This is a genomic window from Phyllobacterium sp. 22552 (genome assembly GCF_052044585.1).
Classification (GTDB): Bacteria; Pseudomonadota; Alphaproteobacteria; order Rhizobiales; family Rhizobiaceae; genus Phyllobacterium; species Phyllobacterium ifriqiyense.
This window is the reverse complement of record NZ_JBQENG010000002.1, coordinates 1-26,228: the sequence shown is the minus strand read 5'-3', so window position 1 is coordinate 26,228 and position 26,228 is coordinate 1. Positions and strand designations below refer to the sequence as shown.

Here is a 26,228-nt window from a genome sequence, read left to right as displayed (position 1 = left end):
CTATAGCTGCGTAATTACACGCGTATTCTCACATAAGTGCCGGGCGCATCTGCCAATACCTGCACGTTATTTTCGCCCGGTATGCGCGGCGCGACACGCGTATTATCCTGTTTTTCTATCCAGGCATGCCAGTGATTCCACCATGATCCCGGGTGCTCGACACTCTTCTCCAGCCATGATTCGAATGAACCAACAGGTGTATCTCCGGTCCAGAATTGATACTTGTTCTTGGCAGGAGGATTGACCACGCCAGCTATGTGGCCGGAACCGGAAAGGACATAGGTGATGTCGCCACCAAAATACTGGCAGCCGGTGAATACGGACAATGCGGGAGCGATGTGATCTTCTTTTGCCGCAAGATTGTAGATGGGAATCTTCACATCAGCCAGTGACAGGCTTTCGCCGGCCAGCTTCATCATTCCTTTAACGAGGTTATTATCAAGGTAGCAATTGCGTAAGTAATAGGAGTGGTTGGCTGCACTCATACGCGTCGCATCTGCATTCCAGTATAGCAGATCAAATGGCACGGGATCGCGCCCGCGCATGTAATTATTGACGACATAGGGCCAGACAAGATCGCCAGACCGCAGCATATTGAAAGCGGTCGCCATGCGGGTTCCGTCAAGATAGCCTTCCGCAGACATTGCGTTTTCGAGGGCGCGAATCTGATCCTCGTCAACAAACACTTTCAAATCACCGGCGTGGGTGAAGTCTACCTGCGTTGTAAACAGAGTGGCACTTTTGATTCGATCTTCGCCTTCCTTGGCAAAGAGAGCGAGCGCAGCGCTAAGCAATGTGCCACCTACACAATACCCGATCGCATTGATCGCCCGTTCGCCGGTTGCAGCCTCAACTGCGTCAAGGCCGAAGCGCAAGCCCTCATTGATATAGGCTGTCCAATCCTTGTGCGCGTGCCGTTGATCCGGGTTCACCCATGAAATGACAAAAACCGAATGACCATGATCAATTGCCCATTTTATAAATGATTTTTCAGGGTTCAGATCGAGAATATAAAACTTGTTGATCCAGGGCGGGCAAATCAGGAGAGGGCGCTTGAGCACATCCTTGGTGGTGGGCTCGTATTGAATAATTTCCGCAACGTCGCTTCTGGCGATGACCTTTCCTGGTGTCGTTGCCACGTTTTCTCCAAGAGCAAACTTGGTCAAATCCGATTGGCGCAAGCGAAGATCGCCGCCGCCAGCAACAATGTCCTCCGCAAGCATTTTCATGCCGCGAACGAGATTCTCGCCATTGCTGGCAACTGTTTCCTTATAGAGTTCCGGGTTGGTCAAAAGGAAATTACTTGGTGAAGCTGCGGTTGTGATCTGTTTGACGTAAAATGACGCCTTGTGGCGCGTGTGATCATCGAGCCCTTCGGCATTCTCAACCAGGTCACCTGCCCACCTCGCAGTGACCAGATAGGCCTGTTTTAAAAAGTCAAAGAATGCGTTTCGGCCCCAATCCTCGTCAGTGAATCGCTTATCGCCCTTTTCCGGCGCAGCAATATCCTCAACTTCCTCGCCGCTTATGCGCCTGATGGAGTTTGACCAGATCGCCATATAGCTCGAAAACAATTTTGTTTGGGCTTCAAGCGCGCGGCTGGGTTCTGAGAGCCAATATTCGGAGACCTTCGATAATGTTTTGACAATATCGGTGACAGGATCGGCGAGCGTGTCGCGCTTCAAGCCTTTTTCGCGCGGCTCGACCCAGGCAGAGGCCGCTTTGCCAGCCTGTTCGATCATATGGGCGACATTGCGGGCAAAGGCCTCCGGGTCCTTGACCACATAGTGATCCAGGCTGGGTATCTTTGTGCTTTTATCGCCTTGATTATCCATACAGTGGCATCCTCCCGCCAATTCTCCCGATCAGCATTATTGACATGATAACATAAGTTGGTGCTATCCCTCCAAGGTGCATTTATTGTAGCCATGATAAATATCGTTTTTCTGAGTCAGGACACATAATGAAAATCTCGCTCAAACTGCTCATGCGCTGCTCGGCAAGCGCCGTTATGATCGTTGGCTTGAGCGCGTGCGCCAATACAAGCCCTGCGCCAATGTCGAATTCTCCAATGACAGGGCCGGTCAACACCGGAACCTATCCGCATTTTACGCCTGACCCTAAAGGTGAAACGACCCAGTTTACGCCGGAAGAGAAAGACGCTTTGCGCAACCGTACGACTGCGGCAAAGAACAGCCAAAGAGGTCCTTCCGCCGATCCCGCGGCCGCTGCGCGCAAACAGGCCGAAATCCGCTTGCTGCGTCAGCAGCAGGCAGAAGATCTGAAGGCTATTGAAAGCGGCCAGCAGTAGGACCGTCCTCATTTTGCCGCTGCGCTGACCGCTATTTCCAATGGCGATTAAGTAGCCATCCGATAATGCATTGCTGCATTGCACAAAAATTGGTTGTGCAGCCATCGCGGAATAGGCAGCATCATGCTTTCTCTCATTTGCGGTTGCTCGCTATGCCTTTACCGATTCTTGCCCTGGCCATTGCTTCCTTTTGCATAGGCACCACCGAGTTTGTCATCATGGGACTGCTGCCGGAAGTTGCGGCTGATCTTGGTGTATCGATCCCCAGTGCGGGACTACTCGTGACGGGTTATGCGCTAGGCGTGGTCATTGGAGCACCGATCATCGCAATAGCCACGGCTTCCCTGCCGAGAAAGCCCGTGCTCATCGGGCTTGCCATGCTCTTTGTTGTCGGCAATCTTTTTTGCGCCACCGCGCCCAATTACTGGATGCTGATGATCGCCCGTGTTGTCACTGCCTTCGGACATGGCGCTTTCTTTGGAATTGGCTCGGTTGTGGCCGCAAACCTCGTGCCACGCCATAAGCGGGCGAGCGCTATTGCACTGATGTTTGCAGGGCTAACGCTTGCCAACATTCTTGGTGTTCCGGCTGGAACGGCTCTCGGTGAAGTTTACGGCTGGCGCGCCACCTTCTTTGCCGTTGTCGCTATTGGCGTTGCGGCTGTGATTGCAATTATAGCGCTGGTGCCGTCTTCCAAGAATGAGCCGAAAGGAAGCGGCATTCTCAGCGAGGTCAAGGTGCTGGGCAAGCTGCAGGTCTGGCTTGCCATGGTAATATCGGCGCTTGCCTCGGCCAGTCTTTTTGCGGTCTTCACCTATATCAAGCCAATCCTGACAGATGTTTCCGGCATTTCGACTTCGGCAGTAACATGGGTTCTCCTGCTTTTCGGTGCGGGCATGACTGTCGGCAATGTTATTGGCGGTAAACTCGCCGACTGGAAACTTATGCCGACCGTTATAGGGACTTTGACTGCGCTGGTGCTGACACATGTCATCTTGGCCGAGATTTCGGGTTTGCCGACAGCGATAATCATTACCGTGTTTTTCTGGGGTGTTTTGACCTTTATCATTGTTCCACCTTTGCAGATGCGAGTCGTCGAATCTGCAGATGAAGCACCAAATCTTGCAGCTACGCTCAATCAGGGTGCTTTCAACGTGGGGAATGCCTCCGGTGCCTGGATTGGTGGGGCAGCGCTTACTCTGGGCATTCCATACCAGTATTTGCCATTCGTTGGTGCTGCCCTGGCTCTCATGGGGCTGGCTGTGGCGGTATGGTCAACTATGCTTGACCGCAAGGCGCATCACGCCAGGATGATCTCAGAAGAAGGTCAGCAATTCGGCCTTGAACCGCTTGCCGGTATTTGAACTTCTGCCAGTGCGTAAAGTCTGCAAATCACGTGGAAGTCAAAAGGGCCTTGCGGCCCACTTATGCATGTCCGCATTTAGGGCTAAATCGGTTGTAGGACCGAATGTCGCAGTTGGGATTTGCCATGCCGGGCCGCTGCAACCTGCAATCTACATTAATATCATTCTAAAAAGCTTTTTGCGGCCTTTTTACACTAAAATGGGGGTAAAAATGCCTAAATGAGACGATATTTCCGTGGCGGAATAGCGTGTGGATGATAATACGCGCGCAGCTTCGCGACGATTGTTGCACTTGCGTGCATGGCGCTAACGCGCTAACCCTCGGCCATCGAGCCAACTTCAAAAGACGGCGCGATCTGCCGTGCATTATCGGCAGTCATGTGTATGACATGGCATTCTTGTCAGCCTGAGTTCACAAGGCAGAAAAAGACGGATCATGAACGAGCTCTTAAGTTCCTACCTGCCCATCGTTATCTTTATCGGTGTGGCGCTGGTAATCGGTCTGGCACTGTTGATTGCACCGTTTCTGGTTGCATACAGCGCGCCTGACCCTGAAAAATTGTCGGCCTATGAGTGCGGCTTTAACGCATTTGACGACGCCCGCATGAAGTTCGACGTGCGCTTTTATCTCGTCTCCATCCTCTTCATTATCTTTGATCTGGAAGTGGCCTTTCTTTTCCCCTGGGCGATATCGTTCGGTGACGTGGGTTGGTTCGGTTTCTGGTCAATGATGGTATTCCTGGGCGTCCTCACGGTCGGCTTTATTTATGAGTGGAAAAAGGGAGCGCTGGAATGGGATTGACCGACAGCACCACCACCCTTGTGGCACCGCAACCAAAGGGCATCATTGATCCCAATACGGGCAAGCCAATTGGTTCTGACGATGCTTTCTTCGGCGAGATCAATAATGAATTGGCCGATAAGGGCTTTCTCGTTACTTCCGCTGATGCATTGGTAACCTGGGCGCGCACCGGCTCGCTGATGTGGATGACCTTCGGTCTTGCATGTTGCGCGGTTGAAATGATGCATACCTCGATGCCGCGCTATGACGGCGAGCGTTTTGGTTTTGCCCCACGCGCTTCACCGCGCCAGTCCGACGTGATGATCGTCGCGGGAACGCTGACCAACAAGATGGCTCCAGCGCTGCGCAAGGTCTATGACCAGATGCCAGAACCCCGCTATGTTATCTCGATGGGCTCCTGCGCCAATGGCGGCGGTTACTATCATTATTCCTATTCTGTCGTTCGCGGCTGCGATCGGGTGGTTCCGGTAGATATTTATGTCCCCGGGTGCCCACCGACTGCTGAAGCGCTCTTGTATGGCGTGTTGATGCTGCAGAAGAAAATTCGCCGAACCGGCACGATCGAGCGATAGGGTGGGTGCGATGTTTGAAGAAGCATTGAGTGAACTTGCGACCTATCTGACGGAAAAGCCGGGTCTCACATTGAAGTCGGTTGGTATTGCCTATGGTGATCTTTCCGTAGAGGTGGATGCTGATGCGCTGCTCGCAACGCTGGCATTCCTTCGCGACGATGTGCAGTGCCAGTTCATCTCGTTGATTGACATTAGCGGCGTTGATTATCCATCGCGCGTAAATCGCTTCGATGTGGTTTATCACTTGCTTTCACCCCGCCAGAATCTGCGCATCCGGGTGAAGGTTTCAACCGATGAAGATACGCCGGTTCCTTCAGCCACGCCTGTATATCCCGGTGCTGATTGGTATGAGCGCGAGACATATGATCTTTATGGTGTTCTCTTCTCCGGTCATCCGGATCTTCGCCGCATTCTGACCGATTACGGCTTTGAGGGTCACCCGCTTCGCAAGGATTTTCCGTTGACCGGGTTTGTCGAAGTTCGCTACGACGACGAAGTAAAGCGCGTTGTCTATGAGCCGGTTGAACTCAGGCAGGAATTCCGCAACTTCGACTTCCAGTCTCCTTGGGAAGGCACCGATTATGTGCTTCCGGGCGATGAGAAGGCCAAGGTGAATTGAGGTCCGCCCGATGAGCGAGCACGGCAATCCATCCGCACAATGTCAGGAAGCCAACAATGGCTGAAACTCAAGTTCGTAACTTTAACATCAACTTTGGCCCGCAACATCCTGCGGCGCATGGCGTTTTGCGCCTCGTGCTGGAGCTTGACGGCGAAGTTGTAGCACGTGTCGACCCGCATATCGGCCTGCTGCATCGTGGCACCGAAAAGTTGATGGAAGCCAAGACCTATCTACAGGCTGTGCCTTATCTTGATCGCCTGGACTATGTGGCGCCGATGAACCAGGAGCACGCCTATGCGCTTGCTGTGGAGCGTTTGCTCAAGATCGAAGTCCCTAAGCGCGGCCAGCTGATCCGCGTGCTCTTTTCTGAAATCGGCCGTATTCTTTCCCATCTGCTGAACGTGACGACGCAGGCGATGGACGTGGGTGCGCTGACACCGCCGCTCTGGGGCTTTGAAGAGCGCGAAAAGCTGATGGTATTCTATGAGCGCGCATGTGGCGCACGCATGCATGCTGCCTATTTCCGTCCAGGTGGTGTGCACCAGGATCTGCCGGATCAGCTCATCGAAGATATTGGCAAATGGTGTGATCCATTTTTGCAAACTGTAAAAAATCTCGATGATTTGATTACGCCAAACCGTATTTTCAAGCAGCGTAACGTCGATATCGGCGTCGTAAATCTTGAAGATGCCTGGGCTTGGGGCTTTTCCGGTGTGATGGTTCGCGGCTCTGGCGCGGCTTGGGATTTGCGCAAGTCGCAGCCTTATGAATGCTATTCGGAAATGGAATTTGATGTTCCAATCGGTAAGAATGGCGATTGCTATGATCGTTATCTGATCCGTATGGAAGAGATGCGCCAGTCGGTTCGCATCATGCGCCAGTGTGTCGAGCAATTGCTTGGCAAGGAGCGGGTAGGGCCTGTTTCCAATACGTCTGCAAAGATCGTTCCGCCGAAGCGCGGTGAGATGAAGCGCTCCATGGAAGCGCTGATTCACCACTTCAAGCTCTATACTGAAGGTTACCATGTGCCTGCTGGCGAGGTTTATGCCGCAGTCGAAGCGCCAAAGGGTGAATTTGGTGTGTTTCTGGTTTCCGACGGGTCGAACAAGCCTTACCGCGTCAAGCTGCGCGCACCAGGTTTTGCCCATCTTCAAGCCATGGATTTTCTATGCCGTGGTCACATGCTAGCCGACGTTTCCGCCATTCTCGGCTCGCTTGATATCGTATTTGGTGAGGTTGATCGTTAATGTCAGTCCGTCGTCTAGCCGAAGATAACGTCCAGCCAGCTACCTTCGCGTTCAATCGCGAAAACAGCGCCTGGGCGAAGCTTGCAATCAAGAAATATCCCAAAGGCCGCGAGCAGTCCGCTGTCATCCCGCTTTTGATGCGGGCGCAGGAACAGGATGGCTGGGTCACCAAAGCAGCCATCGAGCATGTTGCAGAAATGCTCGACATGCCGATGATCCGTGTCCTTGAAGTCGCAACTTTTTACACGCAGTTTCAGCTGAAGCCGGTCGGTACGCGTGCGCATATTCAGGTTTGCGGTACAACGCCTTGCATGCTTCGCGGTTCGGAAGACCTGAAAAAGGTCTGCCAGAGCAAGATTCATCATGAGCAGTTTCATTTGAATGAATCTGGTACTTTGTCATGGGAAGAGGTTGAATGCCTCGGGGCCTGTGTCAATGCCCCCATGATCATGGTGTTCAAAGACACTTATGAAGATCTGACGCCAGAACGTCTTGAAGAGATTATCGATGCGTTCGAGGCAGGAAACGGCGCGTCCGTGCCCGTTGGCCCTCAGATTGACCGTCATTTCTCGGCTCCCCAAGGTCTTCCGACTTCGCTTATTGATACTGCCGCAACTGCCAAATCAGGCCGTGGAAGCAAGGCCGCCAGCGCAACGTCGCAGGTTCCGCCCTCCAATGCGAGCAAGCCGGTAACGCATGATGATGCAACTAATCCGGCAATCAAAACACCTTCTCCGGTGAAGGCGGCAAAGGGTGGTGAGGCGGCGACATCAAAGCCAGCGCCGACAGCCAGTTCAGCGGCCCGGATGATCAAGAACCCGCCATTGGCGGAAGGTTCGCTTGGCGAGAAGCCCGATGTGCAGACCATCAAGGCGCCTGCCAAGGCAGCTTCGCTCACTGACAATAACCGCCCGGCCGGCATCGAAAAGCCAGCGATCGTTGACGATCTCAAGTTGATTGCCGGTGTTGGCCCGAAGATTGAAGGCATTCTTCACGATCTTGGTATATTCACCTACGCGCAGGTCGCGGCGTGGAAAAAAGCCGAACGTGAATGGGTTGATAATTACCTGAATTTCAAGGGACGTATCGAGCGCGACGATTGGGTCAAGCAAGCCAAGGCTTTGGCCAAGGGCGGCGAAGCCGAATACATCAAGGTTTTCGGCAAGAAGCCGAGATAAATTGGATTGGCGGATGCGCAATTTGCATTCGCGAGTATGGACGAAGAGAGTAGGACCGGTGCGAAATGCTTGCTGATAAGGACCGCATCTTCAATAATATTTATGGCCTTCACGACAAGTCGTTGAAGGGCGTGATGTCACGCGGCCATTGGGATGGCACCGCGGGCATCATTGCCAAGGGCCGTGATTGGATCATCAACGAGATGAAGGCCTCCGGCTTGCGCGGACGCGGCGGGGCAGGCTTTCCGACCGGTCTGAAATGGTCCTTTATGCCGAAGGAAAGCGACGGCCGTCCGCATTATCTCGTTATCAATGCGGATGAATCCGAGCCGGGCACATGCAAGGATCGTGATATTATGCGGCACGATCCGCATACATTGATCGAGGGTTGCCTGATCGCCGGTTTCGCCATGGCTGCACATACCTGCTATATCTATGTGCGCGGCGAATATATCCGTGAACGCGAAGCGCTGCAGCTCGCCATTGATGAATGCTACGATGCCGGTCTGCTTGGCAAGAATAACAAGAATGGCTGGGACTACGACATCTACGTCCATCACGGCGCGGGTGCTTATATTTGCGGTGAAGAAACAGCGCTGCTTGAAAGCCTTGAAGGCAAGAAGGGTCAACCCCGCCTGAAGCCACCATTTCCGGCCAATATGGGTCTTTATGGCTGCCCGACAACTGTAAATAATGTCGAGTCCATCGCTGTTGCGCCGACCATCTTGCGTCGTGGTGCTGCCTGGTTTTCGAGTATTGGCCGTCCAAACAATGTCGGCACCAAGCTTTTCATGGTATCCGGTCATGTCAACAATCCATGTACCGTTGAAGAAGAAATGGGCATCCCTTTCCGCGAATTGATCGAACGTCATGCGGGCGGTATTCGCGGCGGTTGGGATAATCTGCTCGCCGTAATTCCAGGCGGTGCTTCGTGTCCGGTGGTTCCTGCGGCTGACATTATTGATTGCCCGATGGATTTTGACGGGCTGCGAGCCGTGAAATCATCTTTCGGAACTGCTGCGGTTATCGTCATGGACAAGTCCACGGATATTGTTCGCGCAATTGCCCGTCTTTCCTACTTTTTCAAGCATGAAAGCTGCGGTCAGTGCACGCCTTGCCGTGAAGGCACTGGCTGGATGTGGCGCGTTATGGAGCGCATGGTGACCGGTAATGCGCAGAAGCGCGAAATCGACATGCTGCTTGATGTAACAAAGCAGATTGAAGGCCACACCATTTGTGCTCTGGGTGATGCCGCTGCATGGCCGGTTCAGGGATTGATCCGTCATTTCCGCCCGGAAATCGAACGCCGTATCGATGAGTTTTCACGTAACGCAGATGCAAGCCGTCCTGTGCTTGTGGCTGCGGAATAGGATTGAAGGATTGATGTCCAACATCGGAAACAAACCACTGGGATCTGACTGGACGGCATTCTTGCCGAAACAGATGATTCCGGTTGCCAATCTATTGGTACCTCAGCTTGAGGTAGCCGCGGCTGTTTCCGTTGCGAGCACTGCTATTGCCACACGCATGTTCGGTATTTGGACAAATGCCATGCTTGGCTCGTTCGATTTGAAGACGACAGGCGGGAAACAAACCGCTCCTGTCGCTATTGCTGATCTTAAGGCAGCCATTCGTGAGAAGACAGGCGAGGCAGCAAAGGCTTCCGAACCGGCCCAGCGCAGCAAGAACGATGTTATCGCCAATTCGTTGGAAAATATTTCATCGGCAGCAATCGAGGATCTTAAAAAGATTTCGGGGGTAGGGCCGAAGCTTGAACAAGTTCTCAACTCCATGGGCATTCGTTCTTATGCGCAGATCGCAGCATGGACAGCGGATGATATTGCCAAGATTGATGGACAGCTGAAGTTGAATGGCCGGATTTCGCGGGATGACTGGGTTGGTCAGGCAAACCGTTTTGTAAGTGAAGTAAAATAAAGAGCATGCCGGTCGTACCGGCGGTATGAAATTGTTGGCGGCCTTTAAGGCAGCCGGAAAAGAATGCGGAATGTTCCGCGAGGTTGGACAGACGATGGCGAAGATCAAAGTCGACGGTAATGAAATCGAGGTACCGGATCACTACACGCTTCTGCAGGCCGCAGAAACGGCTGGTGCAGAAGTGCCGCGTTTCTGTTTCCATGAGCGTTTGTCGATCGCCGGCAATTGCCGCATGTGCCTGATCGAGGTCAAGGGAGGGCCGCCCAAGCCAGCTGCTTCCTGCGCCATGGGTGTCCGCGATCTGCGTCCAGGTCCAAATGGCGAGACACCTGAAATCTTTACCAATACGCCTATGGTCAAGAAGGCCCGCGAAGGCGTGATGGAATTTCTCTTGATCAACCATCCGCTGGATTGCCCGATCTGCGATCAGGGCGGTGAGTGCGATCTGCAGGATCAGGCGATGGCTTTTGGCGTGGATTCATCACGCTACAAGGAAAACAAGCGCGCCGTTGAGGACAAATATATCGGCCCATTGGTCAAGACGATCATGACACGCTGCATTCATTGCACGCGTTGCGTTCGCTTTACCACTGAAGTTGCTGGTATCTCCGAGCTCGGTCTGATTGGTCGCGGCGAAGATGCCGAGATCACCACCTATCTTGAACAGGCGATGACCTCCGAACTGCAGGGCAATGTGATTGATCTTTGCCCGGTTGGTGCTTTGACATCCAAGCCCTACGCTTTCCAGGCGCGGCCCTGGGAACTAACGAAGACTGAATCCATCGATGTGATGGACGCTGTCGGTTCAGCGATCCGCGTTGATACGCGAGGCCGCGAAGTGATGCGCATTCTGCCGCGCGTCAATGAGCAGGTGAACGAGGAATGGATTTCCGACAAAACACGTTTCATCTGGGACGGTTTGCGTACACAACGTCTTGACCGGCCATATATCCGCAAGGACGGACGTCTTGTTGCTGCCAGCTGGCCGGAAGCCTTTGAGGCGATCAAGGCCGCTGTTGCGAAGACAAGCGGCGAAAAGATCGGCGCGATTGCAGGCGATCTGGCAACCGTCGAAGAAATGTATGCCCTGAAGCTGCTGATGCAGTCGCTTGGTTCAGCCAATACCGATGCGCGCCAGGATGGTTCGGTGCTCAACACGGCCAATGGCCGCGCATCCTACATTTTCAACCCATCGATTGATGGAATTGAGCAAGCCGATGCGGTTTTGATCATTGGTTCGAATCCGCGCTTTGAGGCTTCCTTGCTCAATGCGCGTCTGCGCAAGCGTTGGCGAGCTGCTGGGATACCGATTGCAGTTATCGGCGAGCAGGCCGATATGCGCTTCAAGTACGAATATCTTGGCGCGGGTGCTGAAACCCTGGCTGACCTTGCCACCGGTTCGCTGAAGTTCCATGGCGTCCTTAAGAAAGCAAAGAATCCGCTGATTCTTATCGGTCAGGGCGCGCTTAACCGTGCTGATAGTGCGGCAGTTCTCGGTCTTGCAGCGAAAATCGCTGCTGATACCGGCGCGCTTGGCGATGAGTGGAATGGTTTTGGCGTCGTGCATACGGCTGCAAGCCGTGTCGGTGCGCTCGATATTGGCTTTGTACCGGGTGAGGGCGGCAAGACTGTTGCCGAGATGAACGGCGCACTGGATGTATTGTTCCTGCTCGGCGCTGACGAACTTCCATGGTCCGGCAAGAGCGCTGCGTTCACAGTCTATATCGGCACGCATGGCGATCAAGGTGCGCATAATGCGGACGTTATTCTGCCTGGGGCAACCTATACTGAAAAGTCCGGAACATATGTGAACACGGAAGGCCGGGTGCAGATGACCAATCGCGCCGGTTTTGCTCCGGGCAATGCCAAAGAAGATTGGGCGGTGCTGCGTGCCCTGTCTGATGTTCTTGGTAAAAAACTTCCCTTCGACTCTCTGGTGGCCTTGCGTTCGAAGCTCTATGCAGAGTATCCGCATCTGGCAGCGGTCGATGCAATCGAATCTGGTGCCTCTGCCGATGTTGCAAAGCTGGCAAATGCATCCCTTTCGATTGAAAAGACGGCCTTCGTTTCGCCGATCGCTGATTTTTACCTAACCAACCCGATAGCGCGGGCTTCTGCTGTCATGGCGGAGTGCTCTGCGCTTGCCAAGGGCGGCTTCAAGCAGGCAGCCGAGTAGGCGGGAAGAGACTGACATGGAAGACATATTCTACACGTACATCGTCCCGCTGCTGATTATCCTCGGAAAATCACTGCTGCTGCTGGTCGTGATGCTGTTGATCATCGCTTACCTGCTTTTGGCAGATCGCAAGATCTGGGCCGCTGTACAGTTGCGTCGTGGTCCAAACGTTGTCGGCCCCTTCGGTTTACTGCAGTCCTTCGCCGATCTTCTCAAGTTTGTTGTCAAGGAACCGATTATTCCATCGGGTGCAAACAAGGGTATTTTCCTTCTTGCGCCTTTGGTTTCATCGGTTCTGGCCATGGCTGCATGGGCTGTTATCCCGGTCAATGAAGGCTGGGCCGTTGCCAACGTCAATGTCGGTATTCTTTATGTTCTCGCGATTTCGTCACTGGAAGTCTATGGCGTGATCATGGCTGGTTGGGCGTCCAACTCGAAATATCCGTTCCTCGGCGCGCTCCGGTCTGCAGCGCAGATGGTCTCTTATGAAGTCTCCATCGGCTTCGTGATTGTCACCGTCCTGCTTTGCGTGGGTTCACTCAACCTGACGGATATCGTCAATTCGCAGAGGGATGGCCTAGGCACAATGGCTGGCCTGCCAAGCTCTTTCCTTGACTGGTATTGGCTCGGCCTCTTCCCGATGTTCATCATCTTCTTCATTTCGGCTTTGGCTGAAACCAATCGCCCACCCTTTGATCTGGTTGAAGCTGAATCCGAACTCGTTGCCGGTCATATGATCGAATACTCCTCGACAGCGTTTTTGCTTTTCTTCCTCGGCGAGTATGTTGCCATCACGTTGATGTGCGCATTGACGACCATCATGTTCCTCGGTGGATGGTTGCCGCCGGTCGATGTCTGGTTCCTGAACTGGGTTCCGGGTGTTGTCTGGTTCCTGCTGAAACTCTTTATGTGCTTCTTCATGTTCGCCATGGTGAAGGCATTTGTTCCGCGGTACCGCTATGATCAGTTGATGCGCCTTGGCTGGAAAGTATTCCTCCCGATCTCGCTCTTCATGGTTGTTGCGACCGCAGCCTTTCTCAAAATCACGGGGCTTACACCATGAGTTCGCTCGCACAAGCTGCCAAATCGCTACTCCTTTTAGAGTTTGTCAACGCATTCTTTTTGTCGATGCGGCAGTTCTTCGCGCCGAAGGCAACATTGAATTATCCCTATGAAAAGGGACCAATCAGCCCGCGCTTTCGTGGTGAGCATGCATTGCGCCGCTACCCCAATGGGGAAGAGCGCTGCATTGCCTGCAAGCTTTGCGAGGCGATCTGTCCGGCGCAGGCGATAACCATCGAAGCTGGCCCACGCCGCAATGATGGAACGCGCCGCACCGTTCGTTACGATATCGACATGGTGAAGTGCATTTACTGCGGCTTCTGTCAGGAAGCTTGCCCGGTCGATGCGATTGTCGAAGGGCCGAATTTTGAGTTCGCCACGGAAACCCGTGAAGAACTTTACTACGACAAGGAACGGTTGATCGCCAATGGCGATCGATGGGAGCGGGAACTGGCGCGCAATATCGCTCTGGACGCGCCTTACCGTTAATTGACGACTGCGCGCTTGTGTCCATGTCCGGTCGCTTCAACCAGACATGAACATGCGCTAAGACGCATGAAATTTGGAAGGACCGGTTGCCGAATGTGCGGCCGATTCGTTGAAAATGGCAGAACATTCTGCCGGAATGGAAATCGGGGGAACCCATGCTGACAGGTATAGCGGCGGCGTTTTTTTACCTCTTCGCCTTCATAACAATCGCCAGTGCTTTCATGGTGATTGCAGCCCGCAATCCAGTGCATTCCGTACTGTTCCTTATCCTTGCCTTCTTTAATGCGGCGGGACTGTTCCTGCTGACCGGCGCTGAATTCCTGGCGATGATCCTTCTTGTTGTCTATGTCGGTGCGGTGGCTGTTCTCTTCCTCTTCGTTGTCATGATGTTGGATGTGGACTTTGCCGAACTGAAAAGCGGCGCCTTGCAGTATGCTCCGGTTGGAGCGCTTGTTGGTATTATCCTTGCAGTTGAATTGATTGTAGTGCTCGGCGGTTCAGTCTTTGCGCCAAATGTTGCGTCGGTCGTCGTTCAGCCAACGCCGGACATTGCCACACGTTCCAATACGGCGGCGCTCGGCGATATTCTCTACACTGATTACGTTTATTTCTTCCAGATTGCAGGTCTTGTGCTTCTGGTTGCGATGATCGGTGCGATTGTCCTGACACTGCGCCACAAGGAAGGCATCAAGCGTCAGAATATCTCGCAGCAGGTCGCGCGCACGCCTGAAACGGCGGTCGAGATCAAACAGGTTGAAACAGGCAAAGGTATTTGATGATGGAAATCGGTATCGCTCACTATCTCACTGTCTCTGCCTTGTTGTTCACGATGGGCATCTTCGGCATTTTCCTTAACAGAAAGAACGTGATCATTATCCTGATGTCGGTCGAATTGATCCTTCTGGCAGTTAATTTGAATTTCGTGGCTTTCTCAGCCGCGTTGGGTGATCTGGTTGGCCAGATCTTCGCATTGTTTGTTCTGACTGTTGCTGCTGCTGAGGCTGCGATCGGTCTTGCAATTCTCGTCGTGTTCTACCGCAATCGTGGGTCGATTGCCGTGGAAGACGTCAATATGATGAAAGGTTGACGGGGGCATGCTGTATCTGGCGATTGTCTTCCTGCCGCTGATCGGCTTTCTGATAGCGGGCCTTTTTGGCTCGTCAATCGGTGCCAAGGCGAGTGAATATGTAACGACTGGTCTGCTGATCATTGTCGCTATCCTGTCTTGGGTAGCCTTTGTAAGCGTAGGTCTTGGTCACGGCGAGGCGTTCAAAGTTCCGGTTCTGCATTGGGTGGAATCCGGCTCGTTGAGCTTCGACTGGGCTCTTCGTATTGATACGCTGACTGTTGTCATGCTCGTCGTGGTCAATACTGTATCGGCGCTCGTGCATACATATTCCATCGGCTATATGCATCACGATCCGCATCGCCCGCGTTTCTTCGCCTATCTTTCGCTCTTTACCTTCGCAATGCTGATGCTTGTGACCGGCGACAACCTTGTCCAGATGTTCTTTGGCTGGGAAGGTGTTGGTCTTGCTTCCTATCTGCTTATCGGCTTCTGGTTCAAGAAGCCTTCGGCAAATGCTGCCGCCATGAAAGCCTTTATAGTCAATCGTGTCGGTGACTTTGGTTTCTTGCTCGGCATTTTCTCGCTTTTCGTGCTTTTCGATACTGTTCAGTTCGACACATTGTTTAGCGCCGCTGCTACCTATCTTCCTGCTGAAGGCGCTGCGGATGCAGGGAAGGTTGTCTTGAACTTCCTTGGCTATGAACTCGACAAGCAGGGCGCAATCACCATTGCCTGTTTGCTACTGTTCATGGGCGCCATGGGTAAGTCGGCACAGTTTTTGCTGCACACATGGCTGCCGGATGCCATGGAAGGCCCGACACCTGTGTCGGCGCTGATCCATGCCGCAACGATGGTCACGGCCGGCGTTTTCATGGTGGCGCGTCTGTCACCAATATTCGAGCTGTCCCATACCGCTTTGATCTTCGTGACGGTCGTCGGCGCAACAACAGCTTTCTTTGCTGCGACCGTCGGTCTGGTCCAGAACGATATCAAACGCGTCATCGCTTATTCAACCTGCTCGCAGCTTGGCTATATGTTTGTGGCGCTCGGTCTTGGTGCTTACGGCGCAGGTGTGTTTCATCTGTTCACGCATGCTTTCTTTAAAGCACTGCTTTTCCTTTGCGCCGGTTCGGTTATCCATGCCGTTTCCGACGAACAGGACATGCGCCGTATGGGTGGTCTGCGTAAGCTCATCCCCAAGACCTATTGGATGATGATCATCGGAACAGTTGCACTGACTGGGCTTGGTATTCCAGGTACCGTTATCGGCACGGCAGGGTTCTTCTCCAAGGATGCGATTATCGAATCCGCCTTTGCTTCGCATAGTCCGGTTTCAGGCTACGCTTTCATTCTGCTTGTGATTGCGGCTGTATTTACCAGCTTCTATTCATGGCGCCTGATATTCATGACATTCCATGGAAAGCCGCGTGCAAGCCATGATGTGATGCATCACGTCCATGAATCGCCTTACATCATGCTTGTGCCTCTGTTCATTCTGGCCATTGGCGCTCTCTTTGCCGGTGTCGTGTTCAAGGAGTTTTTCTTCGGCCACGAATATGCCGAGTTCTGGAAGGGTGCGCTGTTTACCGGGCCTGAAAACGAAATATTGGCGGAGTATCACCACGTGCCGTTCATCGTTGCCATGTCGCCATTCCTGGCAATGGTAGCGGGCTTTATCGGTGCCTGGTACTTCTACATTCGCTCGCCAGAAACGCCGCGGCGTCTGGCAGAGCAGCATTCCGGACTTTACCAGTTCCTGTTGAACAAATGGTATTTTGACGAGCTGTATGATTTCCTCTTCGTTCGCCCGGCAATGGCACTCGGCAAATTCCTCTGGAAGCGCGGCGATGGTTGGCTGATTGATGGGCATGGCCCGGATGGTATTTCCGCCCGTGTCGTTGATGTCACCAACCGCGTGGTGCGTCTGCAAACCGGTTACCTTTATCACTATGCGTTCGCGATGCTCATCGGGGTCGCCGCACTCGTCACGTGGATGATGCTCGGGAGCAACTTCTGATGACCGACTGGCCAATTCTTACCACCGTTACCTTCTTACCATTGGTCGGTGCCTTTCTGATCCTGCTCATCCGGGATGACAGCGATGCTGCACGCCGCAACATTCGCAATGTCGCTTTGTGGACGACGATCATTACCTTCCTTCTGTCATTGCCGATCTGGTATTATTTCGACAATGCAGAAGCGGGCTTTCAATTTGTGGAAAAGGCCGCATGGCTCGATAGTGGTATATCGTACCATATGGGCGTCGATGGCATTTCCATGCTGTTCGTCATCCTCACCACTTTCCTTATGCCTCTATGCATTCTGGCCAGCTGGGAAGCGATCCAGAACCGCGTTAAAGAATATATGATCGCGTTTCTTGTTCTGGAAACGCTGATGATTGGTGTGTTCTGCGCACTCGATATCGTGTTATTCTACGTGTTCTTTGAAGCAGTACTGGTCCCGATGTTCATTATCATCGGTGTCTGGGGCGGAAAGCGCCGGGTCTATGCCAGCTTCAAGTTCTTCCTTTATACGCTGCTCGGCTCGGTTCTGATGCTGCTCGCCATCATGGCAATGTACTGGCAGGCTGGAACGACCGATATTCCTACCTTGCTTGCACATTCTTTCCCCGCTTCAATGCAAACATGGCTTTGGTTCGCCTTCTTTGCATCCTTCGCGGTGAAAATGCCTATGTGGCCGGTTCACACCTGGTTGCCGGATGCGCACGTTGAAGCGCCGACTGCAGCTTCCGCCATTCTTGCCGGTATTCTGTTGAAGCTTGGCGGCTATGGCTTCCTGCGCTTCTCGCTTCCGATGTTCCCGATAGCATCGGCTGATTTCGCGCCGATCATCTATACTCTTTCGGTTGTCGCTATTGTTTACACATCCCTTGTCGCCCTCATGCAGGAAGACATCAAGAAGCTGATCGCTTACTCCTCGGTCGCTCACATGGGCTATGTGACCATGGGTATTTTCGCAGCAAACGAGCAGGGCATTCAGGGTGCATTGTTCCAGATGCTTTCCCACGGCCTGGTTTCGGCAGCGCTGTTCCTGTGTGTCGGTATTGTCTATGACCGCACCCATACGCGCGAAATCTCTGCCTATGGTGGCCTTGTGAACAATATGCCGAAATATGCGGTCGTGTTCTTGATCTTCACCATGGCCAATGTCGGCTTGCCTGGCACATCCGGTTTCATCGGTGAATTCCTGACCTTGATGGGCGTGTTCCGTGTCAACACATGGGTTGCTCTTTTTGCCACCTCGGGTGTTATCTTCTCGGCGGCCTATGCATTGTGGCTCTATAGGCGCGTTGTGTTTGGTTCACTCGACAAGGAAAGCCTGAAGGCGCTTCTGGATATGTCGCCGCGGGAAAAGGCAGTGATTTATCCGCTGCTGATCCTGACGATCTTCTACGGTGTTTATCCAATGCCAGTATTCGATGCGACGGCCAGCTCCGTCCATGCACTTATCAATCAATATAATAACGCGCTGTCCTCAGCGGCCACTTTGGCGTTGAAATAGCAGGAAGAGGCCAAGGCCGATGCAGACCGATATGATTGCCAACCTGACGCTCATGGCTCCCGAACTGCTTCTAGCAGTGGGAGCGATGGCTCTCCTGATGGTCGGAGCATTTTCCGGCGAGAAGTCGTACAAGCTGGTCAATGGTCTCAGCATCATATTGCTGTTGCTGGCACTGGTGCTTGTTGCCGTGTTTCCTCAACAGGGAAACGCTTTCGGTCGTGCTTTCATCAATGATTCCTTTTCCGGCTTCATGAAAGTACTCACACTGGCAGGCTCGATCGTTACTCTCATCATGTCGTCCGGCTTTGCCAAAAGCGAGAAATTCGACAAGTTCGAATTCCCGATCCTGATCCTTTTGGCCAATGTCGGCATGCTGCTGATGATTTCAGCCAATGACACGCTGTCTCTATATCTGAGCCTTGAGCTGCAATCACTCGCGCTGTATGTCGTCGCCGCCATCAACCGCGACAGCGTTCGCTCCACGGAAGCTGGCCTGAAATATTTTGTTCTTGGCGCGCTGTCATCCGGCATGCTCCTCTATGGTATTTCACTGGTTTATGGCTTTACGGGTCATACCGGCTTTGAAGGTATTGCCCAGTCTCTCGCCAGCTCCGAACGCCAGCTCGGCGTTGTTTTTGGATTGGTTTTCATTTTTGCTGGTCTTGCATTCAAGATATCGGCAGTTCCATTCCATATGTGGACGCCAGATGTTTATGAAGGCGCGCCGACACCGGTAACAGCTTTCTTTGCAACTGCGCCGAAAATGGCGGCGATGGCGCTGCTGACACGCGTATCAGTGGATACCTTTCAGCCGATCACGCATGACTGGCAACAGATTGTCGTGTTTATTGCCATTGCGTCGATGATCCTTGGCGCTTTTGCGGCCATCGGCCAGCGCAATATCAAGAGGCTGATGGCTTATTCTTCCATCAGCCATATGGGCTATGCCCTTGTTGGGCTTGCTGCAGGTACGCAGGTTGGCGTTAAAGGCGTTGCCATTTACATGCTGATCTACCTGGTCACAACGCTTGGTACATTTGCATTCATTCTGGCAATGCGCCGCAAGGATGGAAATGTCGAACAGATCAGCGACCTTGCCGGTCTCTCGCGTACAAATCCGATTATGGCGACCATATTGACCATCCTCATGTTCTCGCTCGCAGGTATCCCACCGCTCGCCGGGTTCTGGGGCAAGTGGTACACCTTCCTTGCAGCGATGCAGGCTAATCTCTATGCGCTTGCCATTATCGGCATTGTGGCTTCGGTTGTGGGCGCATTCTACTACCTGCGCATCATCAAGATCATGTGGTTCGATGAACCGGTTGGCGGTTTCGTTCCAGTCGCTGGCGAACTTCGACTCGTGCTTGGTGCCTCCGGTCTGCTTGTTCTGCTCTATGTTCTGATCGGCGGTCCGATTAGTACCTACGCGGAAGCGGCATCCAAGTCCTTCTTCTAGGGCGAAGAATTTGACGGGATTTGCCCTATCGCCTATCGCAGAGCAGAATGGTTTTCGACTGGAAGCTTTCGAAACGATTGGATCCACCAATGCTGTCGCGCTCGAGCGCGCACAGGCGGGTGATCCTGGCAAGCTGTGGATCGTATCCAAGAAGCAGGCGAGCGGGCGAGGGCGGCGCGGCCGGGCTTGGTCTTCTCCCGAGGGCAATCTGGCGGCTTCCTTATTGCTTACTGGAAATCTTGAACTGAAAAGTGCGGCGACGCTCGGCTTTGTAGCTGGCCTTTCGCTTGCTGATGCGCTCAACGCAGTATGTCCTTCAGCAAATTTTTCCGTTGGCATTGATGGCGCCAGCAATGCAGGTGCTGGAAAATCGCCATTACGGGTGGAGCTTAAATGGCCAAACGATTTGCTGGCGGGTGGCGCAAAGCTCGCCGGTATCCTGCTTGAATCGACCTTGATGCCGGATGGGCATTTGGCAGTAGTTATCGGCATCGGCGTTAATGTTGTTGCCTATCCGCAGGATGTCCCTTATCCAGCTACGTCATTGGCACGGCTTGGTGCGAACTGCGATGCCGAAACAGTGTTTCTAGCCTTGTCGGACGCCTGGGAAGAAAACTATCGCATTTGGGCGAATGGACGGGGCTTAAGTGACATTCGCAAACGTTGGCTCTCGCAGGCGGCAGGAATTGGCAGTGAAGTCGCCGTTCGAATAGACGGAGCTGTACTGCGTGGTATATTCGAAACAATTGACGAAGATTGCCAGTTCGTCATTCGTGATAATGACGGTGTACGGCAAAAAATTGCAGCCGGTGACGTCCATTTTGGAACAGTGGCATCGGCAAACGCTGAATGAGTTTCAGTTTTTAGGAGCATAAATGGCAAATTCCGATCAAGCGGAACTTGTTTTCCTGCCTTTAGGTGGTGTCGGCGAAATCGGCATGAATCTGGCCCTTTACGGCTATGGCCCCGCGCGCAAACGCGAATGGGTCGTGGTCGATATGGGTGTGAGCTTTGCTGGCCCGGATCTTCCCGGAGCTGACCTGATCCTGCCCGATATTCGTTTTTTGCAGGCTGAGCGCAACAACCTCAAGGGTATTGTTATCACCCACGCGCATGAAGATCACTACGGAGCACTGCTTGATCTCTGGCCACTTCTCAATGTTCCTGTTTATGCCACGCCATTTACTGCCGGACTTCTTGCCGCCAAGCGGCACTCGGAACCCGGTGCACCGGACATTCCAGTCACAATCTACCGTGCTGGCGAAACCTTCAATGTCGGCCCTTTCGAGTTCGAAGCACTGGCTGTAACGCATTCCATTCCTGAACCGGTTTCATTGGCAATCAAGACTCCGCTTGGAACAGTCATCCATACGGGCGACTGGAAGATGGACCCGGAACCATCGATCGGACCGCTGATCAATGAAGCGCGATTCCGCGCTCTGGGGGACGAAGGCGTTCTTGCCATGATGTGCGATTCTACCAATGCCTTGCGTGATGGCGAATCGCCATCCGAACAAGAAGTTGGCGAAAGCCTGCGGCAAATCATTGAAAACGCCCGTGGACGCGTTGCGATAACTTCGTTTTCATCCAATGTCGGGCGTATCCGTTCGATTGCCCTGGCAGCGCGCGATGCCGGCAGGCAAACGCTTGTGCTCGGACGTTCGATGAAGCGCATGATCGATGTCGCGACCGAGCTTGGTTATCTGGATGGTGTGCCTGAGTTCCTGTCGGAGGATGATTACGGCTATATTCCGCGGGAAAACATGGTCATCATATTGACCGGCAGCCAAGGTGAACCACGTGCTGCCCTTGCCAAACTGGCGCGCGATGAAATGCGCAGTGTTGCACTTTCGCCCGGCGATACGGTTATTTACTCATCGCGTGCCATTCCCGGCAATGAAAAGGCGATTAATGACACCAAAAACCTTCTGATAGAGCAGGGTGTCCAGATCATTTCCGATGGTGATCAATTGGTGCATGTGTCGGGGCATCCGCGACGCAACGAATTGAAGCGGATGTATGAGTGGGTTCGCCCGCGCATTCTTGTTCCTGTTCACGGTGAGGCTGCGCATCTTGTCGGGCAGGGATCACTGGCTGCAATGGCAGGCATTCCAGAAGTGCCGCAAGTGCGCAATGGCGATATATTGCGCCTTGCTCCGGGCAAGGCAGAGATCATTGGTGAAGCGCCCTTCGGACGCTTGATCAAAGACGGCAGGCTGATCGGCGACGAGGAAGAGGTCGGCATCGTTGATCGCCGAAAGCTTTCCTATGTCGGCCATGTTGCGGTGTCGTTTATTCTCGACGCCAAGTACAACGTTCTTGAAGATCCGGAGCTTGTCCCTTTCGGAGTTCCGGAAGTCGACGATGAAGGTGAGCTCCTGGAGGATCTTCTTTACGATGCTGCTGTTGGTGCGGTCCAAAGTATCCCGAGGGAGAAGCGACGCGATCTTGCCATGGTGCGTGAGGCAATTCGCCGTGCGGTTCGCTCCGCCGCCAACGAAGCATGGGGCAAAAAGCCGATTGTCACTGTGTTCGTAACCAAGGTCTGAGGTAAGCAATGCTGGGACGGCTCAACCATGTGGCTATCGCAGTTCCAGATATGGCGGCTGCGTCAGCCATCTATAGGGATACGCTCGGAGCAAAGCTGACAGAACCGCAGATATTGCCTGAGCATGGCGTTACAGTTGTGTTCATCGATGTCGGAAACACCAAGATCGAACTGCTTGAACCGCTTTCTTCCGAGTCGCCCATATCGGCTTTCCTCTTGAAAAATCCGTCAGGTGGTATTCACCACGTGTGCTACGAAGTGCCCGATATACTGAGCGCGCGAGATCGCCTAAAAGAGCAGGGTGCCCGGGTTTTGGGTGATGGGGAGCCGAAGCTTGGAGCTCATGGCAAACCTGTTCTGTTTCTTCATCCGAAGGATTTCAACGGAACGTTGATCGAACTGGAGCAAGAGTAATGCCGATTGCAACAGCGCTGGCAGTTTATTTCATTTTCTGGTGGTTGACGCTTTTTACCATGCTGCCGATTGGCCTGCGCACGCAGGCTGAAGAGAATGACGTAACACTGGGCACAACGCCGAGCGCGCCGCACAAGCATCGCATGGGACGAGTCTTCCTGTGGACCACGCTTGTATCCGCAGTCATTTTCGCAATTTTCTATGTGGTCAATCAACGGCTTGGTTATGGCGTCAACGACCTGCCGGTATTTTTTCCACAATTGGACTGATCTTATTTGCCGGTAGTTGTTTGATAATGTGGCGAAGCTTTCCCAGTAAATGCCAGGAAAGATCCAGCGATATGACCAAGATAAGATGCCGCTAAGACGAGCGATCGGCTGGGTCTGAATGGTAGCTTCAGAAGATGGGTCATCAGTTTTAAAAATCGCGATAGAATTGAGCCCGGTAAACGAAGAAGAGCGGTAGTGCGATCCTCGGCGAATCTTGCCCGTAAATCAGAAGCGCTATGATCTCTGCTTCGTCTAAATTGATAGGTCAGAGTCAAGCGTTCGCGGGGAACAGTTTCAAAAACTACGGCATGAGGTGTCCAACCTGTCCGCGCGCCGATTCTCGTGGCCTCCCGATAGAGCTTCCAATCCTCTCCGCCATTTAGAGCCAAGTGATTATCAAATCTCAATCCGGTTGCACGAAAGAACGCTAAATTTCCCATCCAACTCCCTGTGGCAATAAGAATCCTGTCAGCCTTACCGCCCTCTCGTCGCTGAATTGCTCGTTGCTCGTATTTTTGAGTACTCTCAAACAGTCCTTTCCAAACGACCTTTTCGAAAAACGACATTTGCTCTACTTGTGCTGGCCGTACTGGTCCGCCGACAATATCAAGATTTGAAGCATCCCGTTCCGCGAGCAGCTCAACCAGCCAATCCGGTTCTACCGTTTCATCATCATCGGCAAAGGTAAGCAGATCGTGGCCGCTGGAAATTGCAATATCGAGCACGCGGTTGCGTACATATGCAATTCCAAGGCGCGATTCGACTTCATATTGTACGCTGCAGTTGGGAACGCTCGTACGAAAGCGCTCTATAATTTCGGTAAGCGTCGGAAAGGAATTGTTCTCAACAATAACAAAATGCAGCTGCGTGTTGGCAGGGATAGCCATTTTCGCATAGGAGGCGAGGAGTGCTTGCAACATGATCGGGCGATTGCGGGTAACGGTTCCCACGCAAATTCTGCGCAATAATTCTGTCATGAAATAATCTGCCTGAAATAAATAAAATAGCTTGGACTAAAAATGCTGTTCGCACGTGCGACCGTGCGAGTTCATTGAATGGGTGCGCTAAAATAAATTTTAATTTCTAGTTACAGCGCTGTTACAGCCGACAGTCGGTCGGGAATCACACCTATTTTAAAATTAGGATATTAGGCACAAAAAATAAGGTATTGAATTTAATATGAAAAATATTCGTCAAACCCATAAATGAAGACAAAAAAAATGCAAGGCTTTCGCCTTGCATTTAAAGATCGCGTCTGACCCATCCACTTGCGTGGCGGCTGCGGAAACCGCGCCAAGGGTCACATCCTCCCAAGACTTTGACCGCGTAGGAAAGCAGAAATATTCTTACTTTCTCCTTATGCTTAAAAAAATAGCGGACTGCCTTCGAAATGTCACGAAAAATATTCGTTACTGTCATCTTTTGATTAGAAATCTTGCAGCAGAGTGAATCACCCCTCAATATCATCCTGTGTTATATGCAGTTGCGGGTTCCCAATCAGCCATGAAGCCGATAAGAAATATCGACTTTGCACTTGGTTTTGCCTGATTCTTCAAGCACTCAGGCGTTGTTCAATTTTGGTGACCCTCAATGCGGCTTTCCCGTTACTTTCTGCCCATCCTTAAAGAGAATCCTAAAGAGGCTGAAATCGTCTCGCACCGGCTCATGCTGCGTGCCGGACTGATTCGCCAAGAATCAGCAGGCATTTATGCCTGGTTGCCGGCGGGACTGCGCATTCTCAACAAGGTAAGCAACATCATCCGTGAAGAACAGAATCGCTCGGGCGCAATTGAATTGCTGATGCCGACAATTCAGTCAGCAGATCTTTGGCGTGAAAGCGGCCGTTATGATGCTTATGGCGACGAGATGCTGCGTATTAAAGATCGCGGCGATCGGGAAATGTTGTTTGGCCCGACAAATGAAGAAATGATCACCGAGATTTTCCGGGCTTATGTCAAATCTTACAAGGACTTGCCGCTCAATCTTTATCATATTCAGTGGAAATTCCGCGACGAGCGCCGTCCCCGGTTTGGTGTTATGCGTTCGCGCGAATTCCTTATGAAAGATGCCTATTCTTTCGATATGGATTTTGAGGGTGCCAAGGCTGCGTATAATCGTATGTTCGTTGCATATTTACGGACATTCTCGCGCCTCGGTATCAAGGTCATTCCGATGCGCGCGGATACGGGTCCAATCGGCGGTGATTTGAGCCACGAATTCATTATTCTTGCCGAAACCGGAGAAAGCCAGGTTTTTTGCGATCGCGCCTATCTCGATCTGCCAGTGCCAGGTGCTGATACGGATTTCGACGATAATCAGCAGATTGCCGATATCGTCACGCGTTGGACGACGCCCTATGCTGCCACTGACGAAATGCACGATGAGGCGGCTTGGTCCAAGGTGGATGGCTCCCACCAGATGGCCGCACGCGGTATTGAAGTTGGCCACATTTTCCACTTCGGCACAAAATACTCCGAACCAATGGGGGCCAAGGTAAGCGGTCCTGACGGAAAGGAGCATTTGGTCTCGATGGGGTCTTATGGCATTGGGCCGTCGCGCGTTATTGCAGCGATCATCGAGGCCTCACATGACGAAAACGGAATCATCTGGCCCAAGGCAGTTGCTCCGTTTGGTGCGGGTATTGTGAACATGAAGCCCGGCGACGATGCATGTGATGCAGTTGCGCTGAAGCTCTATGACGCCTTGACGAGGGCCGGCCTTGAGCCGCTGCTTGATGATACGGATGATCGTCCGGGTGCAAAATTTGCCAAGATGGATCTGATCGGTTTGCCGACACAGGTAATTGTTGGTCCGCGTGGTGTGGCCGCTGGCGAAGTCGAGATCAAGGATCGTGCTACAGGCGAGCGTGAAACGCTCTCCATCGAAGCCGCAATCAACAAATTGGCCGGCCCTGCGGACTTTCAGGCGGGAACTTTATGACAGAAAAAGCAGCGACCGCGCCCTCTGGTTCAAAGCCATTTTCAGCCTTTGAGCGTATGATTGCCTGGCGCTACCTGCGTGCTCGGCGCAAGGAAACGTTTATTTCGGTTATCGCCGGGTTCTCGTTTACCGGTATCATGCTTGGCGTGGCGACGCTTATCATCGTCATGGCGGTGATGAATGGTTTTCGGGCCGAGCTGTTGACCCGAATTCTCGGAATCAACGGCCATGTCATCATGCAGCCAATGGATCGGC

24 protein-coding genes and 1 pseudogene are annotated in these 26,228 nt (G+C 52.8%); 23 read left to right on the top strand and 2 right to left on the bottom strand.

Annotation, left to right across the window (positions count from 1 at the left end):
- Positions 1 to 14: 14 nt before the first annotated feature.
- Positions 15 to 1,835 (bottom strand): PHA/PHB synthase family protein, encoded by a 1,821-nt coding sequence (locus ACTJI9_RS04170; protein WP_440806266.1) that lies wholly within the window; start codon positions 1,833 to 1,835, stop codon positions 15 to 17.
- Between the two features lie 128 nt (positions 1,836 to 1,963).
- Here ACTJI9_RS04170 and ACTJI9_RS04165 point away from each other — a divergent pair, with 128 nt between their 5' ends.
- From ACTJI9_RS04165 to ACTJI9_RS04065, 21 genes are all read left to right on the top strand, one after another.
- The gene (locus ACTJI9_RS04165; protein ID WP_115055319.1) at positions 1,964 to 2,311 is read left to right on the top strand and encodes a hypothetical protein; all 348 of its coding nucleotides are present in this window, start codon (positions 1,964 to 1,966) and stop codon (positions 2,309 to 2,311) included.
- 152 nt (positions 2,312 to 2,463) lie between these two features.
- The gene (locus ACTJI9_RS04160) at positions 2,464 to 3,675 is read left to right on the top strand and encodes an MFS transporter (RefSeq protein ID WP_336441830.1); all 1,212 of its coding nucleotides are present in this window, start codon (positions 2,464 to 2,466) and stop codon (positions 3,673 to 3,675) included.
- A gap of 436 nt (positions 3,676 to 4,111) precedes the next feature.
- Entirely contained in the window at positions 4,112 to 4,477 is a 366-nt protein-coding gene (locus tag ACTJI9_RS04155; RefSeq protein WP_115055317.1) for an NADH-quinone oxidoreductase subunit A, read from the top strand.
- Positions 4,468 to 5,049: a NuoB/complex I 20 kDa subunit family protein gene (locus tag ACTJI9_RS04150; protein ID WP_115055314.1), complete on the top strand. Its 582-nt coding sequence runs from the start codon at positions 4,468 to 4,470 to the stop codon at positions 5,047 to 5,049. The genes ACTJI9_RS04155 and ACTJI9_RS04150 overlap by 10 nt, the downstream gene beginning before the upstream one ends.
- Before the next feature lie 10 nt (positions 5,050 to 5,059).
- Positions 5,060 to 5,668, top strand: a complete 609-nt coding sequence (locus ACTJI9_RS04145; protein WP_115055312.1) for an NADH-quinone oxidoreductase subunit C — start codon at positions 5,060 to 5,062, stop codon at positions 5,666 to 5,668.
- Positions 5,669 to 5,724: 56 nt separating this feature from the next.
- A complete protein-coding gene (locus tag ACTJI9_RS04140; RefSeq protein WP_115055310.1) occupies positions 5,725 to 6,915 on the top strand; it encodes an NADH-quinone oxidoreductase subunit D in 1,191 nt (396 codons plus the stop codon).
- Positions 6,915 to 8,093 (top strand): NADH-quinone oxidoreductase subunit E, encoded by a 1,179-nt coding sequence (locus tag ACTJI9_RS04135; protein ID WP_307284642.1) that lies wholly within the window; start codon positions 6,915 to 6,917, stop codon positions 8,091 to 8,093. The genes ACTJI9_RS04140 and ACTJI9_RS04135 overlap by 1 nt, the downstream gene beginning before the upstream one ends.
- A gap of 65 nt (positions 8,094 to 8,158) precedes the next feature.
- The gene (gene nuoF / locus ACTJI9_RS04130) at positions 8,159 to 9,463 is read left to right on the top strand and encodes an NADH-quinone oxidoreductase subunit NuoF (protein ID WP_115055306.1); all 1,305 of its coding nucleotides are present in this window, start codon (positions 8,159 to 8,161) and stop codon (positions 9,461 to 9,463) included.
- 13 nt (positions 9,464 to 9,476) lie between these two features.
- On the top strand, positions 9,477 to 10,028 hold the full coding sequence (locus ACTJI9_RS04125) for a helix-hairpin-helix domain-containing protein (RefSeq protein WP_440806260.1): 552 nt from the start codon (positions 9,477 to 9,479) through the stop codon (positions 10,026 to 10,028).
- A gap of 94 nt (positions 10,029 to 10,122) precedes the next feature.
- On the top strand, positions 10,123 to 12,204 hold the full coding sequence (nuoG, locus tag ACTJI9_RS04120; protein WP_440806259.1) for an NADH-quinone oxidoreductase subunit NuoG: 2,082 nt from the start codon (positions 10,123 to 10,125) through the stop codon (positions 12,202 to 12,204).
- A 16-nt stretch (positions 12,205 to 12,220) separates the two neighbouring features.
- The gene (nuoH, locus tag ACTJI9_RS04115; RefSeq protein ID WP_115055302.1) at positions 12,221 to 13,267 is read left to right on the top strand and encodes an NADH-quinone oxidoreductase subunit NuoH; all 1,047 of its coding nucleotides are present in this window, start codon (positions 12,221 to 12,223) and stop codon (positions 13,265 to 13,267) included.
- Positions 13,264 to 13,755 carry an NADH-quinone oxidoreductase subunit NuoI gene (nuoI, locus tag ACTJI9_RS04110; RefSeq protein WP_115055300.1) on the top strand — a complete coding sequence of 164 codons (492 nt, stop codon included), beginning with the start codon at positions 13,264 to 13,266 and terminating at the stop codon, positions 13,753 to 13,755. The genes nuoH and nuoI overlap by 4 nt, the downstream gene beginning before the upstream one ends.
- A gap of 155 nt (positions 13,756 to 13,910) precedes the next feature.
- Positions 13,911 to 14,531 carry an NADH-quinone oxidoreductase subunit J gene (locus tag ACTJI9_RS04105; RefSeq protein WP_115055298.1) on the top strand — a complete coding sequence of 207 codons (621 nt, stop codon included), beginning with the start codon at positions 13,911 to 13,913 and terminating at the stop codon, positions 14,529 to 14,531.
- Between the two features lie 2 nt (positions 14,532 to 14,533).
- A complete protein-coding gene (gene nuoK / locus ACTJI9_RS04100; protein WP_115055399.1) occupies positions 14,534 to 14,842 on the top strand; it encodes an NADH-quinone oxidoreductase subunit NuoK in 309 nt (102 codons plus the stop codon).
- A 7-nt stretch (positions 14,843 to 14,849) separates the two neighbouring features.
- Positions 14,850 to 16,841, top strand: a complete 1,992-nt coding sequence (gene nuoL, locus ACTJI9_RS04095; protein WP_115055296.1) for an NADH-quinone oxidoreductase subunit L — start codon at positions 14,850 to 14,852, stop codon at positions 16,839 to 16,841.
- Positions 16,841 to 18,346 carry an NADH-quinone oxidoreductase subunit M gene (locus tag ACTJI9_RS04090; protein WP_307284659.1) on the top strand — a complete coding sequence of 502 codons (1,506 nt, stop codon included), beginning with the start codon at positions 16,841 to 16,843 and terminating at the stop codon, positions 18,344 to 18,346. The genes nuoL and ACTJI9_RS04090 overlap by 1 nt, the downstream gene beginning before the upstream one ends.
- A 19-nt stretch (positions 18,347 to 18,365) precedes the next feature.
- A complete protein-coding gene (gene nuoN / locus ACTJI9_RS04085; RefSeq protein ID WP_307284662.1) occupies positions 18,366 to 19,802 on the top strand; it encodes an NADH-quinone oxidoreductase subunit NuoN in 1,437 nt (478 codons plus the stop codon).
- A gap of 10 nt (positions 19,803 to 19,812) precedes the next feature.
- Entirely contained in the window at positions 19,813 to 20,655 is an 843-nt protein-coding gene (locus ACTJI9_RS04080) for a biotin--[acetyl-CoA-carboxylase] ligase (protein ID WP_115055290.1), read from the top strand.
- Between the two features lie 22 nt (positions 20,656 to 20,677).
- Positions 20,678 to 22,351 carry a ribonuclease J gene (locus tag ACTJI9_RS04075; protein ID WP_115055288.1) on the top strand — a complete coding sequence of 558 codons (1,674 nt, stop codon included), beginning with the start codon at positions 20,678 to 20,680 and terminating at the stop codon, positions 22,349 to 22,351.
- An 8-nt stretch (positions 22,352 to 22,359) separates the two neighbouring features.
- Positions 22,360 to 22,764 (top strand): methylmalonyl-CoA epimerase, encoded by a 405-nt coding sequence (mce, locus tag ACTJI9_RS04070; protein ID WP_115055286.1) that lies wholly within the window; start codon positions 22,360 to 22,362, stop codon positions 22,762 to 22,764.
- Positions 22,764 to 23,033, top strand: coding sequence for a DUF1467 family protein (locus ACTJI9_RS04065; RefSeq protein ID WP_115055284.1), 270 nt, complete (start codon positions 22,764 to 22,766; stop codon positions 23,031 to 23,033). The genes mce and ACTJI9_RS04065 overlap by 1 nt, the downstream gene beginning before the upstream one ends.
- A gap of 2 nt (positions 23,034 to 23,035) precedes the next feature.
- Here the strand turns inward: ACTJI9_RS04065 and ACTJI9_RS04060 are convergent, their stop codons facing one another.
- The gene (locus ACTJI9_RS04060; protein WP_440806251.1) at positions 23,036 to 24,010 is read right to left on the bottom strand and encodes a glycosyltransferase; all 975 of its coding nucleotides are present in this window, start codon (positions 24,008 to 24,010) and stop codon (positions 23,036 to 23,038) included.
- Positions 24,011 to 24,623: 613 nt separating this feature from the next.
- On the opposite strand from ACTJI9_RS04060, the gene proS reads away from it, so the two are divergent.
- Positions 24,624 to 25,973, top strand: coding sequence for a proline--tRNA ligase (proS, locus tag ACTJI9_RS04055; protein WP_115055280.1), 1,350 nt, complete (start codon positions 24,624 to 24,626; stop codon positions 25,971 to 25,973).
- Positions 25,970 to 26,228: pseudogene (locus tag ACTJI9_RS04050) on the top strand (lipoprotein-releasing system transmembrane subunit LolC); the annotation flags it as partial. The gene proS and the pseudogene ACTJI9_RS04050, both read left to right, overlap by 4 nt.

Excerpts from the sequence above, each read along its gene's own strand:
- ACTJI9_RS04170 (WP_440806266.1), bottom strand. The coding sequence starts at position 1,835 with ATGGATAATCAAGGCGATAAAAGCACAAAGATACCCAGCCTGGATCAC.
- ACTJI9_RS04165 (WP_115055319.1), top strand. The coding sequence starts at position 1,964 with ATGAAAATCTCGCTCAAACTGCTCATGCGCTGCTCGGCAAGCGCCGTT.
- ACTJI9_RS04160 (WP_336441830.1), top strand. The coding sequence starts at position 2,464 with ATGCCTTTACCGATTCTTGCCCTGGCCATTGCTTCCTTTTGCATAGGC.
- ACTJI9_RS04155 (WP_115055317.1), top strand. The coding sequence starts at position 4,112 with ATGAACGAGCTCTTAAGTTCCTACCTGCCCATCGTTATCTTTATCGGT.
- ACTJI9_RS04150 (WP_115055314.1), top strand. The coding sequence starts at position 4,468 with ATGGGATTGACCGACAGCACCACCACCCTTGTGGCACCGCAACCAAAG.
- ACTJI9_RS04145 (WP_115055312.1), top strand. The coding sequence starts at position 5,060 with ATGTTTGAAGAAGCATTGAGTGAACTTGCGACCTATCTGACGGAAAAG.
- ACTJI9_RS04140 (WP_115055310.1), top strand. The coding sequence starts at position 5,725 with ATGGCTGAAACTCAAGTTCGTAACTTTAACATCAACTTTGGCCCGCAA.
- ACTJI9_RS04135 (WP_307284642.1), top strand. The coding sequence starts at position 6,915 with ATGTCAGTCCGTCGTCTAGCCGAAGATAACGTCCAGCCAGCTACCTTC.
- nuoF (WP_115055306.1), top strand. The coding sequence starts at position 8,159 with ATGCTTGCTGATAAGGACCGCATCTTCAATAATATTTATGGCCTTCAC.
- ACTJI9_RS04125 (WP_440806260.1), top strand. The coding sequence starts at position 9,477 with ATGTCCAACATCGGAAACAAACCACTGGGATCTGACTGGACGGCATTC.
- nuoG (WP_440806259.1), top strand. The coding sequence starts at position 10,123 with ATGGCGAAGATCAAAGTCGACGGTAATGAAATCGAGGTACCGGATCAC.
- nuoH (WP_115055302.1), top strand. The coding sequence starts at position 12,221 with ATGGAAGACATATTCTACACGTACATCGTCCCGCTGCTGATTATCCTC.
- nuoI (WP_115055300.1), top strand. The coding sequence starts at position 13,264 with ATGAGTTCGCTCGCACAAGCTGCCAAATCGCTACTCCTTTTAGAGTTT.
- ACTJI9_RS04105 (WP_115055298.1), top strand. The coding sequence starts at position 13,911 with ATGCTGACAGGTATAGCGGCGGCGTTTTTTTACCTCTTCGCCTTCATA.
- nuoK (WP_115055399.1), top strand. The coding sequence starts at position 14,534 with ATGGAAATCGGTATCGCTCACTATCTCACTGTCTCTGCCTTGTTGTTC.
- nuoL (WP_115055296.1), top strand. The coding sequence starts at position 14,850 with ATGCTGTATCTGGCGATTGTCTTCCTGCCGCTGATCGGCTTTCTGATA.
- ACTJI9_RS04090 (WP_307284659.1), top strand. The coding sequence starts at position 16,841 with ATGACCGACTGGCCAATTCTTACCACCGTTACCTTCTTACCATTGGTC.
- nuoN (WP_307284662.1), top strand. The coding sequence starts at position 18,366 with ATGCAGACCGATATGATTGCCAACCTGACGCTCATGGCTCCCGAACTG.
- ACTJI9_RS04075 (WP_115055288.1), top strand. The coding sequence starts at position 20,678 with ATGGCAAATTCCGATCAAGCGGAACTTGTTTTCCTGCCTTTAGGTGGT.
- mce (WP_115055286.1), top strand. The coding sequence starts at position 22,360 with ATGCTGGGACGGCTCAACCATGTGGCTATCGCAGTTCCAGATATGGCG.
- ACTJI9_RS04065 (WP_115055284.1), top strand. The coding sequence starts at position 22,764 with ATGCCGATTGCAACAGCGCTGGCAGTTTATTTCATTTTCTGGTGGTTG.
- ACTJI9_RS04060 (WP_440806251.1), bottom strand. The coding sequence starts at position 24,010 with ATGACAGAATTATTGCGCAGAATTTGCGTGGGAACCGTTACCCGCAAT.
- proS (WP_115055280.1), top strand. The coding sequence starts at position 24,624 with ATGCGGCTTTCCCGTTACTTTCTGCCCATCCTTAAAGAGAATCCTAAA.